This window comes from Streptomyces sp. NPDC046859, assembly GCF_040645135.1.
Classification (GTDB): Bacteria; Actinomycetota; Actinomycetes; order Streptomycetales; family Streptomycetaceae; genus Streptomyces.
On sequence record NZ_JBEYXR010000035.1, the window covers coordinates 1 to 13,455 of the forward strand.

General features: G+C 71.3%; 15 protein-coding genes. 10 read left to right on the forward strand and 5 right to left on the reverse strand.

Features of this window, described 5'->3' with window-relative positions; translation table 11 throughout:
• The coding region (locus tag ABZ899_RS32950; protein ID WP_361353475.1) for a YdeI/OmpD-associated family protein at positions 1-218 on the forward strand (218 nt) is incomplete at its 5' end.
• A gap of 22 nt (positions 219-240) precedes the next feature.
• On the opposite strand, the gene ABZ899_RS32955 is transcribed toward ABZ899_RS32950, so the two are convergent.
• A complete protein-coding gene (locus ABZ899_RS32955) occupies positions 241-1,026 on the reverse strand; it encodes a maleylpyruvate isomerase family mycothiol-dependent enzyme (RefSeq protein ID WP_361353642.1) in 786 nt (261 codons plus the stop codon).
• 216 nt (positions 1,027-1,242) lie between these two features.
• Here ABZ899_RS32955 and ABZ899_RS32960 point away from each other — a divergent pair, with 216 nt between their 5' ends.
• Both ABZ899_RS32960 and ABZ899_RS32965 read left to right on the forward strand, forming a co-directional pair.
• A complete protein-coding gene (locus tag ABZ899_RS32960; protein WP_361353478.1) occupies positions 1,243-1,770 on the forward strand; it encodes a DUF488 domain-containing protein in 528 nt (175 codons plus the stop codon).
• 117 nt (positions 1,771-1,887) lie between these two features.
• Positions 1,888-3,405: an MFS transporter gene (locus ABZ899_RS32965; protein ID WP_361353481.1), complete on the forward strand. Its 1,518-nt coding sequence runs from the start codon at positions 1,888-1,890 to the stop codon at positions 3,403-3,405.
• Between the two features lie 39 nt (positions 3,406-3,444).
• Here ABZ899_RS32965 and ABZ899_RS32970 read toward each other — a convergent pair whose 3' ends face one another.
• Positions 3,445-4,023, reverse strand: a complete 579-nt coding sequence (locus tag ABZ899_RS32970) for a TetR/AcrR family transcriptional regulator (RefSeq protein ID WP_361353484.1) — start codon at positions 4,021-4,023, stop codon at positions 3,445-3,447.
• 90 nt (positions 4,024-4,113) lie between these two features.
• On the opposite strand from ABZ899_RS32970, the gene ABZ899_RS32975 reads away from it, so the two are divergent.
• From ABZ899_RS32975 to ABZ899_RS32990, 4 genes are all read left to right on the forward strand, one after another.
• A complete protein-coding gene (locus ABZ899_RS32975) occupies positions 4,114-4,560 on the forward strand; it encodes a DUF1772 domain-containing protein (RefSeq protein ID WP_361353487.1) in 447 nt (148 codons plus the stop codon).
• Between the two features lie 175 nt (positions 4,561-4,735).
• Positions 4,736-5,797 (forward strand): acyl-CoA desaturase, encoded by a 1,062-nt coding sequence (locus ABZ899_RS32980; RefSeq protein ID WP_361353490.1) that lies wholly within the window; start codon positions 4,736-4,738, stop codon positions 5,795-5,797.
• Between the two features lie 225 nt (positions 5,798-6,022).
• Positions 6,023-7,153 (forward strand): FAD-dependent monooxygenase, encoded by a 1,131-nt coding sequence (locus tag ABZ899_RS32985; RefSeq protein ID WP_361353493.1) that lies wholly within the window; start codon positions 6,023-6,025, stop codon positions 7,151-7,153.
• Positions 7,154-7,309: 156 nt separating this feature from the next.
• Positions 7,310-8,743, forward strand: coding sequence for a S28 family serine protease (locus ABZ899_RS32990; protein WP_361353496.1), 1,434 nt, complete (start codon positions 7,310-7,312; stop codon positions 8,741-8,743).
• 116 nt (positions 8,744-8,859) lie between these two features.
• Here the strand turns inward: ABZ899_RS32990 and ABZ899_RS32995 are convergent, their stop codons facing one another.
• Positions 8,860-9,126 (reverse strand): cold shock domain-containing protein, encoded by a 267-nt coding sequence (locus ABZ899_RS32995; protein ID WP_361353499.1) that lies wholly within the window; start codon positions 9,124-9,126, stop codon positions 8,860-8,862.
• Positions 9,127-9,281: 155 nt separating this feature from the next.
• On the opposite strand from ABZ899_RS32995, the gene ABZ899_RS33000 reads away from it, so the two are divergent.
• Both ABZ899_RS33000 and ABZ899_RS33005 read left to right on the forward strand, forming a co-directional pair.
• Positions 9,282-9,974, forward strand: coding sequence for a CBS domain-containing protein (locus ABZ899_RS33000; RefSeq protein ID WP_361353501.1), 693 nt, complete (start codon positions 9,282-9,284; stop codon positions 9,972-9,974).
• Between the two features lie 34 nt (positions 9,975-10,008).
• A complete protein-coding gene (locus ABZ899_RS33005; RefSeq protein ID WP_361353504.1) occupies positions 10,009-10,695 on the forward strand; it encodes a CBS domain-containing protein in 687 nt (228 codons plus the stop codon).
• 159 nt (positions 10,696-10,854) lie between these two features.
• On the opposite strand, the gene ABZ899_RS33010 is transcribed toward ABZ899_RS33005, so the two are convergent.
• Complete coding sequence (locus tag ABZ899_RS33010) at positions 10,855-11,634, reverse strand: NAD(P)H-dependent oxidoreductase (protein ID WP_361353507.1); 780 nt, start codon at positions 11,632-11,634, stop codon at positions 10,855-10,857.
• Between the two features lie 151 nt (positions 11,635-11,785).
• On the opposite strand from ABZ899_RS33010, the gene ABZ899_RS33015 reads away from it, so the two are divergent.
• Positions 11,786-12,664, forward strand: a complete 879-nt coding sequence (locus tag ABZ899_RS33015) for a helix-turn-helix transcriptional regulator (RefSeq protein ID WP_361353510.1) — start codon at positions 11,786-11,788, stop codon at positions 12,662-12,664.
• A 52-nt stretch (positions 12,665-12,716) separates the two neighbouring features.
• Here ABZ899_RS33015 and ABZ899_RS33020 read toward each other — a convergent pair whose 3' ends face one another.
• A complete protein-coding gene (locus tag ABZ899_RS33020; RefSeq protein ID WP_361353513.1) occupies positions 12,717-13,403 on the reverse strand; it encodes an alpha/beta hydrolase in 687 nt (228 codons plus the stop codon).
• Positions 13,404-13,455: the final 52 nt, after the last annotated feature.

Genomic DNA, 13,455 nt, shown 5'->3' on the forward strand with positions numbered 1-13,455 from the left:
GCGCGAAGAAACAGGAAGCCACGGAATCCCCACCGGAAACCGTGCCGCATAGCGGCACAGCAACCGGTCAGGAAGGCCAGAATCCACGGGCTTCAACCCGAGGTGCAAGTCAAGCGATCCTGTACCGCGTCCGAGACGCCAAGAAGCCGGAGACCCGGGCACGCCGGATCAAGAAGTTCGTGGCGATGCTCGCGAAGGGCGAGAAACTGCATCCGTAGGTGCGCGGCGTCCCGTTGCGCCCTACTCCTCCGGTTCCCAGGCGCGGAGCAGGTCCAGCAAGCCGGCGTCTCCGTCGAGTTGGAGGGAGGCGGCCGGGATTCGGTCGTAGAGGGACAGGATCAGTTCACCGGCGGTCCCCCGGACGGAGACGCCGGGGGCGTCCGGGCCCGAACCGGTGACGTCGGCGGGCAGCCGGGTCGCCCGCGCCCCGTCTCCGTCGAGCGTGAGGCGCCAGGAGGGGCCCTCGGTGGCGTGGAAGTCGATCGCGGTGGGCTTGTGCGGCCAGGCGGCCGGCGTCGCGCAGCAGGTGGACAGGAACTCGTCGACGCCGTCGAGCGCCACCTCGTCCGGCAGCGGCCGCGGGGCCCCAAGGGTGACCTGGACGTCGTAGGTGTGCACCGCGGTCTCCTGGACTCGGTGCCGGGCGACGCCACCTGCGGTCCGCGGCGACTGCGACGCGCCCCACCACGTCCAGCAACCGCGATCCGGACCCGCCTCCCCCAGCGCGCTCAGCAGCAGCTGCGTCGACTCGGCCAGCCACGCCAGCAGCGCCTCACGTTCCCGCGGCGCGGCCACGGCGGCGCGCCGGGTGACGGCCTCGGCCGGCGGCGCGTCGGCGGGTCCCGCGCCGACGACGGCGGCCCAGAAGCGGTCCCCGCCACCGAGGTGCTGCACCAGGTCGAACACCGTCCACTCCGGGCAGGTGGGCACCTGCACGTCGAGACTGGGCGCGGAGGCGACCGCGGCCCGGAAGGCGGTGGACCGTTCGTCGATCAGGCGCCGCAGATCGGAGAACGCGAGTGTCATGGTCACATCGGGTGTCTATCACCGTCCTCCGGCGGACGGACAGCGAATTTCCTCACGGTTGGACGCCGTGCCCCCGGGCACCCGGCGCGACGTGATGTGGCTGAGCCTGCCCGCGGGGCGACAAGACCGGGCATGTCGCCATGCACGAAGCAGGAGCACTGACGAAGGTGTGGTCGGCAGGGTCACCCGGAGGGGCCTGGGCGGCGGGGCAGTGCGATGACGGACCGCGTCTACACGATCGGGCACTCGACCCGTGGCTTCGACGAGGTGGTCGCGATGCTGCGTGGCAACGGCGTGACCTGTCTGGTCGACGTCCGGTCGTTCCCCTCGTCCCGGAAGCACCCGCAGTGGAATCAGGCTGCCGTCGTCGAGTCCCTGCCGCCCGACATCGGCTATCGGTGGATCCGTGAACTGGGCGGCCGCCGGCACACCCCCGTGGGCGTGCCGAGTCCGAACGGCGCGTGGCGGGTCAAGGCCTTCCGCGACTACGCCGACCACATGAGCACGCCCGCGTTCGCCGAAGGGCTCGGCGAGTTGAGGGAGCTGGCGGCGCACGGGCGGCCCGCGATCATGTGCAGCGAGGCGGTGCCGTGGCGGTGCCATCGGCGGCTGATCACGGATGCGCTGATCGTCGCCGGTGTGGAGGTCGTGCACATCATGTCGGCCACGTCGTCCGCAGCGGCCGTGCTGAGTCCGCACGCCCAGGTCGTCGACGGCAGGCTGATCTATCCCCCGCCCCGCTGAGCGGGCCTCCGGCATCGCGAGCCGCGGGCGTGGCCCGTTTGCGGGTGACCGGGTGTGCGCGCCGTACGTCCGGGGAACCGGGGACCTGTTCGGCCGGGCCGTGCGAGAGGACTCCATGTGACAGCGTCGGCGTCAGCGGCGGGCGACCGGGACCCCGGTGGCCAGACGGACGACCATCAGCCGGACCCGCGCCGGTGGCGGGCGCTCTGGGTCACCTTGGTGGCGGGCTTCATGAGCCTGCTGGACGTCACGATCGTGGCGGTGGCCCTGCCCACCGTGCAGCGCGACCTGGGCGCCTCTCCCGCACAGGTGCAGTGGGTGGTGTCGGGCTACACCCTCACCTTCGCCCTCGCCCTCGTCACCGCCGGACGGCTCGGCGACGCCCTGGACCGGCGCCGTATCTTCCTGGCGGCGTTGTGCGGCTTCGTCCTCTTCAGCGCGGCCTGCGGTGCCGCTCCCGACATCACGCTCCTGGTCGTGGCCCGGCTCGCCCAGGGCCTGGCGGCCGGATTCATGGCGCCGCAGAACTCCGCGCTCATCCAGCAGATGTTCCGTGGCGCCGAACGGGGTCGCGCCTTCGGCTACTTCGGGGCGACCGTCGGCATCTCGTCCGCGTCGGGCCCGCTCATCGGCGGGACGATCCTCGCGCTGGCGGACGGCCCGCAGGGGTGGCGTTGGATCTTCTACGTCAACGTCCCCATCGGCATCCTCGCCGTTCTCCTCGGACGGCGTCTGCTGCCCCGCACCCGGCGCTCCGGGCGGGGGCACGTGGACGTGCCCGGTGTGCTGCTCCTCGGGCTCGGCGTCCTGGCCCTCATGTATCCGCTCGTGCAGGCGGAGGCCGGCGGGCTGAGCCGCCTGTGGTGGCTGTTCCTCGTCGGCGCCGCGATCCTGGTCGTCTTCGTAAGCCGGCAGTACCGTCTCGTCGCCCGGGGGACCAGGCCGCTGCTCGATCCACGGCTGTTCACCACGGTGCGCGGGTATGCCGTGGGCGCCGGTGTCGGCACGCTGTACTTCGTGGGGTTCAGCGGCGTCTGGCTCGTCTTCGCCCTCTTCTACCAGGACGGGCGGCACTTCTCTCCGCTGGAGTCCGGGCTCGCCGTGACCCCGTTCGCCCTCGGCTCGGCCGGAGCCGCGGTGATCGCGGGGCGGCTGGTGGACCGCTTCGGCCGGCTGCTGACCGTGTGCGGGCTCGCGGGAGTGATCTGCGGGCTCGGCGGAGCCGCCCTGCTGCTGCGGTTCGCGCCCCCCGACATCGCTCCCTGGCTCGCCGCCCCCGTGCTGTTCCTCGGTGGCATCGCAGGGGGATTCGTGGTCTCGCCGAACATCACGATGACCCTGCGGGACGTGCCCGTGCAGATGGCCGGCGCGGCCGGAGGCGCGTTGCAGACGGGACAGCGGCTCGGCGCCGCGGTGGGCACCGCCGCCCTGCCCGGCCTCTTCTACCTGGTGCTCGGCAGTGGCGGCGACTACCAGAACGCGCTCGTCATCGCCCTGGGCACCGGCATCGTCGGCATGCTGGCCTCGCTCGCCCTGGCCACGTCCGACTGGGTACGCGACCGCCGCACGCGGGCGCCGCACCACAAGTGCCCGGAGGAGGTCGCGAACAGCCCCGTGCACTCCCGGCAGAGCTGACGTCCGGCAGAGCTGACGCCCGGCTGGGCGAGCCGGCGCTCAGATCACCGCGAGGCGGTCCACCAGCAGTTCGATCCTGCGCTCCGCGTCCTCCGGCGGGAGGCGTCGCGCCCGGGTCAGGGTGGCCAGTCCGTGCAGGGACGCCCAGAACGTCTCGGTGAACAGTCCCGGGTGGACGCCGTCACCGGCGACCTCGCCCAGGGTCTCCAGCAGGGCGGCGAAGGCGTCCTTGAGCTCCCCGGGGGTGTCCTCCCGGGCGAACGCCAAGCCGCCGTCGAGGTCGAACAGGGCGTCGTAGACCGCTGGGTTGCGTTCGGCGAAGTCCAGGTAGGCGCGGGCGAGAGCGGCGACCCGCTCCCGCCGGGTGTGCGCGGTGGACACCGCGGCCCGTACCGCCACGGCCATCTCGGCCGCCCCCTCCCGGGCGACGGCGCCGATGATCTCGCGTTTGCCGCGGAAGTGGCTGTACAGGACGGGCTGGCTGTACTCGATGCGCTCGGCGAGCCGGCGGGTGGTGACCGCGTCCCACCCCTGCTCCTCGGCGAGTTCCCGGGCCGTGGCGACGATGAGGCGCTCGCGCTGTGCCCGTTCGCGCTCCTTGCGTTCCTTGACCGACATGACTCGATTCTAGCACCGCTAGACAATCGAGCATAAGAAGAGTTAGCGTTGACCTATCAGCTAGCAATGCTAGATACAGGAGGGGTCGTCATGCTCAGTGCCCTGCAGGTCGTCACCACCGTGGTCGTCGGACTGATGGTCGGGGTGGAGTTCGCCGTCGCCTTCGTCATGAACCCGATCTTCAACGCGCTTCCGGAGGACAGCGACCAGCTCGCCCGGTCCCACGGCGGCCGGATGCTCGGCGCCTTGATGCCGTTCTGGTACGGGGGCTCGCTCGCGCTCACCGCACTCTGGGCCGCGGCCACATGGCACGACGACGGCGCCGGCCTCCTCGTCGCCGCCGCCGCACTGCTCGTCCTCAGCGTCGTCATGTCGGTCCTGCTGCTCGTCCCGATCAACAACCGGGGCAAGACGTGGACGCCCGAGAACCGCCCTGAGGACTGGAAGGAGCAGATGAACCGCTGGAACCGCTATCACCACGCCCGCGTCGGCGTCATCGTGGCCGCCTTCACGCTCCTGGTCGCGGCCCTCGTCTGAGGCCGGGACAGGCAGTCCCCCGGTGCCGTAGGGCACCCGCTTCCCAGGCGGTGTCGCGGGCGGTGTGCGACACCGCCCCCGGGCTTTCCACACCTTCACGCTGGTGCCAGCCCCTCCCCCGCCCGGGGGGCGACCGTCATTCCCGGACCGGTGCACGGTTCAGATACTTGCCGTCATGACGCCTCCCACGGTTCTTCCGGCAGACCCGCCCACGCAACGAGGACAAGACGAACGGCGCGATGGAAGCGACTTCTCCGAATTGTCTCGCCGGATATCCGCGGCCGGACTTCTCCGGCGCCGTCCGCTGTATTACACGGTGCGTTTCGGTGCGGTGGGCCTCGCTCTCACCTGGTCCATCGCCGCCTTTTTCAGGCTGGGGGACAGCTGGGGGCAGCTGCTCGTCGCAGTCGCCCTGGCCGTGATCTTCGGCCAGCTCGGGCTCGCCGCCCATGACCTCGCCCACCGGCAGGTCTTCTCCCGCCGGCGCCCCAGCGAGGCGGGCGGCCTCCTCGTCGCCGACCTGCTGCTCGGCATGAGCTACGGGTGGTGGATGAACAAGCACACCCGGCACCACGCGCATCCCAATCATGAAGGCAAGGACCCCGACGTGGCGCCGGACATTCTCGTCTGGTCGCGCCGCCAGGCCCGCAGGGCGAAGGGTCTCCCGCGTTTCGTCGGAAAGCATCAGGCGGTGCTCTTCTTCCCCCTGCTGACCCTGGAAGGACTGAATCTCAGCTTCAGCAGCTTCCGGGCGCTCGGCAGTCGCCCGGTGAAACGCCCCGTGCTCGAGGGCACGCTGCTCGCGATTCATTTCGGATTGTATTTCGGCGCCTTGTTCTCCGTCCTCTCGCCGGGCAAGGCGCTGGCGTTCATCGCCGTCCACCAGGGGCTGTTCGGCATCTACCTCGGGTCGGTGTTCGCGCCGAACCACAAGGGGATGCCGATGATCGGGGAGGGCACCCGGCTGGACTTCCTGCGCCGCCAGGTCCTCACCTCACGCAACGTCCGCGGCGGCCCCCTGGTCGACGTCTTCATGGGCGGGCTGAACTACCAGATCGAGCACCACTTGTTCCCGAGCATGCCCACCCCGGCTCTCAGCCGTGCTCAGGCCATCACCGAGCAGTACTGCGCGGAACTGGGCATCCCGTACCACCAGACCGGTCTGATCGACTCGCACCGCGAGGCGCTGCGCCACCTCAGGAGCGTCGGCGAACCGCTTCGCGCCGCGCGAGGGTGACGCGAGGAGCGCTCTGGACGCCGGCCCGGTCGCCCGACCGGGCCGGCGTACGGCCGTTCGACGGAGGTCCGGCCGTACGGGCACCCAGGCCGCCCGAGCGTGCCTCGCACCATTGGGTCAACGAATGTTGGCCAACGCTTGTTGACTTGGCTGCCTCGATGGAGCACTCTGCCTACAAGCGATGGCCAACACTCGTTGGCACCCTCGATGGAGCAGGAGACCCTCATGGACCGGAGCCCACTCCCCTCCCGCACCCACGTCGCGATCATCGGCGCCGGACCCACCGGGCTGGCACTGGCGATCACCCTCGCTCAGGCCGGCATCGATTTCGTCCTGGCGGACCGCCAGGCGGAAGGTGCGAACACCTCCCGGGCCGCGGTGGTCCACGCCCGCACCCTCGAGGTTCTCGACGAGCTCGGCGCCTCCGCCGAACTGCTCCGCCGAGGCATCAAGCTCACCCGCTTCTCCGTCCGCGACGGCACTCGCGCCCTGATGACGATTCCGTTCGACCGCCTGCCCACGCCTCATCCGTACGCGCTGATGGTGCCCCAGAACGAGACCGAGGACGTCCTGCTCACTCGGTTGCGGGCGCTGGGCGCCGACGCCTTCCGGCCCCACGAGGCGGCGTCCGTCGTGCAGGACGACACGGGGGCCACGGTCACGATGACCAGCGGGGAGACCGTACGGGCCAACCACGTCGTGGGCGCGGACGGCATGCACAGCACGGTGCGCGAAGCCGCCGGCATCGGCTTCACCGGCAGCGCCTACGCGGAGTCCTTCGTCCTCGCCGACGTGGACATGCGCTGGGCTCCTGGCCCGCGCGAGGTGTCCCTGAACCTCCACAGCGCGGGCATGGTCGTCGTCGCGCCACTGCCCGGCGACCGCTACCGCGTCGTCGCCACCGTCGACGACGCTCCCCAGACCGCCGACCTGGCCTTCCTGCAAAGCATGCTGGACGAACGCGTCCCCGGACAGGCCACCGCCCACGAGGTGCACTGGTCCTCCCGGTTCCGGGTGCACCATCGCGTCGCCGACTCCTACCGGGCGGGGCGGCTCTTCCTGGCCGGCGACGCCGCGCACGTGCACAGCCCGGCCGGCGGGCAGGGGATGAACATCGGCATCCAGGACGGCTACGCGCTCGGCCGGGCCCTGGCCTCGGGATCCCTCGACACGTACGAGACCACGCGCCGGCCGGTCGCCGAACAGGTGCTCGCCCTCGCCGACCGCATGACGCGCCTGGCCACCACGCGTCGCCCCGCCGCCCGCGGAGTCCGCAACATCGCCTTGCGGGTACTCGGCCACACCCCGTTCCGCACCAAGCTCGCCACGGAGCTCGCCGAGCTGAACCACCGCTGACGCCACCTCTTGTTCCGGCCCCCGCACCGACGCGGACAGAACCCACACCGACCCACGAACCACTCCCGTCGCACAGGGTTTTCCCTATGTCCCCTGGCGTGGCGGGGAGTTCGTCAAGTAGCTTCCGGCGCACATCTGTCTCACAGGGGAGTGCGCATGCGCAAGGCGCTCAGATGGCTGCTGGCGCTCACGGTGCTCATAGGCACACTGAGTACGGCCGGGGCGGCCACCGCCGCCGGGCCGGAGGCCACCGGCACCACTGACATCAAGGAGAGACTGCTCTCGATCCCGGGCATGAGCCTGATCGAGGAGAAGCCGTACACCGGGTACCGCTTCTTCGTCCTCAACTACACCCAGCCCGTCGACCACCGCAGGCCCTCCAAGGGGACGTTCCAGCAGCGGATCACCGTGCTGCACAAGGACACCACGCGGCCGACCGTGTTCTACACCGGCGGCTACAGCGTCTCGACGACGCCGCGCCGCGCCGAGCCGACGCAGATCGTGGACGGCAACCAGGTCTCCATGGAGTACCGCTTCTTCACGCCGTCCCGGCCCGAGCCGGCCGACTGGTCGAAGCTGGACATCTGGCAGGCGGCCAGCGACCAGCACCGCATCTTCACGGCGCTGAAGAAGATCTACAGCGAGAACTGGATCTCCACGGGCGGTTCGAAGGGCGGCATGACCGCCACCTACTACGAGCGCTTCTACCCCAAGGACATGGACGGCGTCGTCGCCTACGTCGCCCCCAACGACGTGGTGAACGACGAGGACTCGGCCTACGACCGCTTCTTCCGCACCGTCGGCACCGCGGAGTGCCGCGACCGGCTGAACGGCGTGCAGCGCGAGGCACTGGTGCGCCGCACCCCGCTGGAGAAGAAGTACGCCGCGTACGCCGCCGAGAACGGCTACACCTTCGACACCATCGGCAGCCTGGACCGGGCCTACGAGGCGGTCGTCCTGGACTACGTGTGGGGCTTCTGGCAGTACAGCACCCTCGCCGACTGCAAGGACATCCCGGCGGACGCCAAGAACGCCACCGACGACGAGATCTGGAACTCCGTCGACACGATCTCCGGCTTCTCGTTCTACACGGACCAGGGTCTGAGCCCGTACACGCCGTACTACTACCAGGCGGGCACCCAGCTGGGCGCGCCGACCATCCACTTCCCGCACATCGAGAAGAAGTACGTCCACTACGGCTACCAGCCGCCGCGCAACTTCGTGCCGCGCTCCATCGCCATGAAGTTCGAGCCGTGGGCCATGCGGGACGTCGACACGTGGGTGCGTCACAACGCCCGGCACATGCTGTTCGTCTACGGCGAGAACGACCCGTGGGGCGCCGAGCGGTTCCGGGTCGGCAAGGGGGCACGTGACGCGTACGTGTTCACCGCGCCCGGCATGAACCACGGCGCGAACGTCGCCGGTCTGGTCGAGAAGGAGAAGGCGCTGGCCACGGCCCGCATCCTCGACTGGGCGGACGTCACACCGAACGCGGTGCGGGCGAACCCGGCGGCGGCGAAGCCGCTGGCGAAGTTCGACGCGAGGCTGGACAAGCGCGACGTCGAGCAGCAGCGGACCCTGCGTCCGTAGGTACGGCAGCGGTCGTTCCCGCGAGGGCCGTGGACCGGGGTGCGAAAGCCCTGGACCACGGCCCTCGTCATGTCCGGGCGGGCTGAGCCCGGGCGTCCGGCCCGAGTGCCCGGGCGCTATCCGGCGTGCGGCCGGGGGACGATGCTCACCGCCCGGTAGGCGTAGCCGTCCTGGGCGAAGCCGAGGGCCTCCCAGACGAGGCCGACCTGTTGCCCCGGTACGAGGGTGCGGAAGCCGGGTGCCTGGATGTCGAAGTAGTGGCCGAAGCATCCTCCGGGGGTCTCGGGCGAGTCGAGGACGCCCCAGCCCTCCTCGTCCCGCCACTCGCGCACCGTCGCGGTCACGACGCGAGCCGTCTTACGGCCCTCCTTGCGGCGACTCATGTACGTCTCCTCACCCCCGCCCGGCCAGGACGATCAGCGTACGTGCCGGACGGCGCCGTGCGGACCCGTGGTCGGAGCCGTTCGGCCCATGCGGCCCGGGCCGGACGCGGCGGACAGTGGAAGCGAGGAGGGGGCGACACGAGGAGGCGGGAGTCATGTGGCACCGGACCGTGAGCGACCTCATGACCACGTCGGTCGTCAAAGTGCACCGGGACACCGGGTTCAAGGACATCGCCAAGCTGCTGGCCGAGTACGACGTCACCGCCGTACCGGTCGTGGACGACGAGGACCACGTCGTCGGCGTCGTGTCCGAGGCCGACCTGCTACGCAAGGAGGCCGCCCTGCTGGAGCCCGCGGGCCTGCTGCGTCCCGGGCCCGCCCACCGCGCGAAAGCCGAAGCGACCACGGCGCAGGCGCTGATGAGCGGCCCGCCGGTGACCGCCCGCCCTCAGTGGACGGCCGTGGAGGCCGCCCAGGTGTTGGAGCGCCACCACGTCAAGCGGCTGCCCGTGGTGGACGGGACCGGCCGACTCCTCGGCCTGATCAGCAGGGCCGATCTGCTCCGGGTCTTCCTGCGCGGCGACGCCGCCATCCGGGAGGAGATCTCCGGTGAGGTGCTGCTGCGCACGCTGGGGATCGCTCCGGGCGCGGTGGCCGTACGGGTCGTCGACGGGCGGGTGTCCCTGAAGGGCGTCGTGGAGCGCGCCTCGCTCGTCCCGCTCGTCGTCCGCCTGTGCCAGGGCGTGGACGGGGTGGTCGACGTCTCCGCCGAGCTGCGTCACCGGGTGGACGACACCGCCTCCCTGCCGGGACGGGACGGGCCGCGTCGTGCCGGGCTGGCGCTGTGAACTCCGTGACGCACACGAGACGAGGTGATCGGAGATGGCCGGGAACGGGACCGCGTACACCGTGAGCGATGTGATGACGCAGACGGTCGTGGCCGTCGGGCGCGGCGCGCCGTTCAAGGAGATCGTGCGGACCATGGAGCAGTGGAAGGTCAGCGCCATGCCGGTGCTGGAGGGCGAAGGGCGGGTCATCGGCGTCGTCTCCGAGGCCGACCTGCTGCCCAAGGAGGAGTTCCGGGAGGGCGAGCAGAGCCTCGCCGAGTCGCGCAGGCGCCTCGACGACCTCGTGAAGGCCGGTGCGACCACGGCCGGGGACCTCATGAGCACGCCCGCCGTCACCGTCCATCCGGACGCCACGCTCGCCCAGGCCGCCCGGATCATGGCGGTCCGGCACGTCAAACGGCTGCCCGTGGTCGACCGCGTCGGCACGCTGCAGGGGATCGTCAGCCGGGCCGACCTGCTGAAGGTCTTCCTGCGGCCCGACGACCAGATCGCGGACGAGGTGCGCCGCACGGTGGTCTCCCGTCTGCGTCCGGTCGCCGGCCGCTCGATCGACGTCAGCGTGCGCGAAGGGGTCGTCACCCTGCGCGGGCCGGTCCGCGACACCGCGCTGGTCCCGATCGCCGTACGCCTGGCGCGAGCCGTCGAGGGCGTCGTGGACGTCGAGCCGCGGCTCACCGGCGGTGCCGTGGACGCTCAGGAGGCCGCCCGCCCACCTGCCTGACGGTTCGTCCGGCGGGCGCGGGCGCCGCCGCTCGCGTGCCCGGGGATGCGGCGAACTGGTCGGTCGCGTGGGCGAGGGCCCTGGCCTTGTCGGGTGCGGCGACCACCGTGCCCGGACACGACCGCTCGTCGAGGCCCGGCCCGGCCGTCGCTCCGGGGGTCAGCCGCGTACGTGCAGCCCGAACCCGGAGCGGCCCGCGGACTCCAGCCCGTCCCGCAGATGCAGTGACGGCATCTCGTAGTCGCCGGAGTTCTGCGGCCGGAACGGGATCGGCTCGGTCGACTCCAGGGTGAGCAGGCGCTGCCGCCACGCCTTGGCGACGTCCGGGTAGTCCGCGTCGGTCAGCCGGTCGGCGCCGTACAGCACGAACGGGGGCAGCACCTCGATGCCCGGGTAGTACAGGATGCCGTGGTGGATCGGGAACAGCAGGTCGTCGATGGGGCCGTTGATCCCGCGCGCGGCGTAGTGCGACTCGTGGCCGCCCACGGTCACCGACAGCAGCGCCCTGCGGCCCGCGAGGGTGCCCTCGCCGAACCGCTCCCCGTAGCGGGTGTCGCTGTGCTCGCCGACGCCGTAGGCGAAGTTCCGGGTGAACACCCGGTCCACCCAGCCCTTGAGGATCGCGGGCATCGAGTACCACCACAGCGGGAACTGGAAGACGATCGTGTCGGCCCACAGCAGCTTCTCCTGCTCGGCCCGGACGTCCGGGGTGAGCGTCCCGGTGTCGAAGGCCCGCCCCGAGTCCCGCACGACCTCCAGCCGGGCCGAGCCGTCGGCTCCGTAGTCCGCGGCGTCCACGACCGCCTTCCAGTTCATCCCGTACAGGTCGCTCACCCGTACCTCGTGCCCGGCGCCTTCCAGCGTGGACACCGCGAGGTCCTTCAGTGAGCCGTTGAGCGACTTCGGCTCCGGGTGGGCGTGGACGATCAGTGTCTTCACGGCAACTCCTCTTCGGATCGGTCGTGTTCGATCCTGGGCGCCACAACGCCTTCTGTTCAGGGACGCCTTGACCACCGGACGCGACTTCCTGGTAATGGCAGGACCACCTTCACCACCGCCCAGACGCCGGGGCCCGAGCCATACTGAGGACATGGAGGATCTTGCGAGCTTCCTGCGCATACGGCGTTCCCGGGTCGACCCGGCGACCGTCGGCATCCCCGTCGACAGCCGCCGCCGGGTGGCGGGGCTGCGCCGTGAAGAGGTCGCGCACCTGTCCGGCGTGAGCGTCGACTACTACGTCCGGCTGGAGCAGGGCCGCGCCACCCAGCCGTCCGAGCAGGTACGCGACGCGCTCGCCCGTGTCCTCGGACTCGACGAGATCGAACGGGGACACCTCGACCGGCTCGCCTGCCAGCGCCGCCGGCACACGAAGGCGCCGGGCGGCCGGCTGCGCCCGGAACTGCTGCGCGTCCTCGACCTGGTGGACGGCGCACCGGCGCTGATCATGAACCACCGTATGGACGTGCTCGCCGGGAACCGCCTCGCCGGACTCCTGTTCGGCCGTCCGATGCCGGGGTTGAACACCGCCCGGCACATCTTCCTCGAGGAGGCCGGACACGGCCTGTACGCGGACTGGGAGAAGTGCACGGTCGACGTGGTCGGGCATCTGCGGCTGGCCGCCGGTGAATATCCCGGCGACCCCCGGCTCGCCTCGCTCATCGGCGAACTGGCCATGGGCAGCGAGCGGTTCCGCCGGCTGTGGGCCCGCGCGGACGTACGGGCCCGCACACACGGACGCAAGGCGTACCGGCATCCGCTGGTCGGGCTGCTGGAACTGCACCAGGAGAACTTCGCCCTGCCGTCGGAGGCGGGCTCGGAGCTGGTGGTGCTGTCGGCGGCTCCCGGCAGCGCCGCCGAGGACGGACTGCGGCTGCTGGCAGGGCTCGGCGCGGACACGCCGCCCGCGGAGTCCTGCGAGCGGCGCGACCGCGGCGGCGCTGCGGAGCGGACCGCGCGCCGCCGGAGCTGACCACCCACTGCGGCCCCCAGGAGGACACACTGGGACGCCCCGTGCGGGTCTGTCAGGCCGCGTCCGCCGCCGCGGCCAGAATCCGGGCCAGCTCGGCCGGTTCGGTGATCATGGGCCAGTGGCCGGAGTCGATGTCGGTGAACTCGACCTCCTTGGCCCGGGCGAGCTCCGGCACGTCTCCCGCGTCGATCCACTCCCGGGCCTGCGCGGGCGCGAACTCCGGGCACACCACCACGACGGGGACGTCCCACCGCCGTTCGTCCGCCAGTCGCACCACACCCCTGGCCACTCCTTCGGGCACCGGGATCGCGGCGGCCGCGAACGCGCTCCTGGCCTCCTCGTCGAGGTCGGCGGCGTCCGCTCCTTCGAAGGGCTTCCAGCCGGGGAAGGGCATGACGCCGTCCGTCACCTCGAAGAAGTCGGCGTACGCCCGGCCGTCCGAGGCCGGGAAGCCACCGACCAGGACGGCCTTGGCCAGCTTGCCCGGCCGCCGGTCGGCCGTCAGCCAGGCCAGCGAGCAGGCGGCGGAGTGGCCCACCACCACGACCTCGCCGGGTGCCGCGTCCACGGCCGCGAGCACGGTCTCCAACTGGTCGTCGAGCGTGGCGGACACGGCGCCGTCCCCCTGCCCCGGCAGTGTGAGCGGCACGGGGCGATGGCCGAGCTTCTCCAGGGCGGAGGCGACACCGCCCCAGACGGATCCGCGCAGCCACAGGCCGCCGATGAGCAGGATGTCCATGATGCTCTCCTCTTCTGCCGGTTGACGGATGTCACGGTAGGAGGAGATCCGG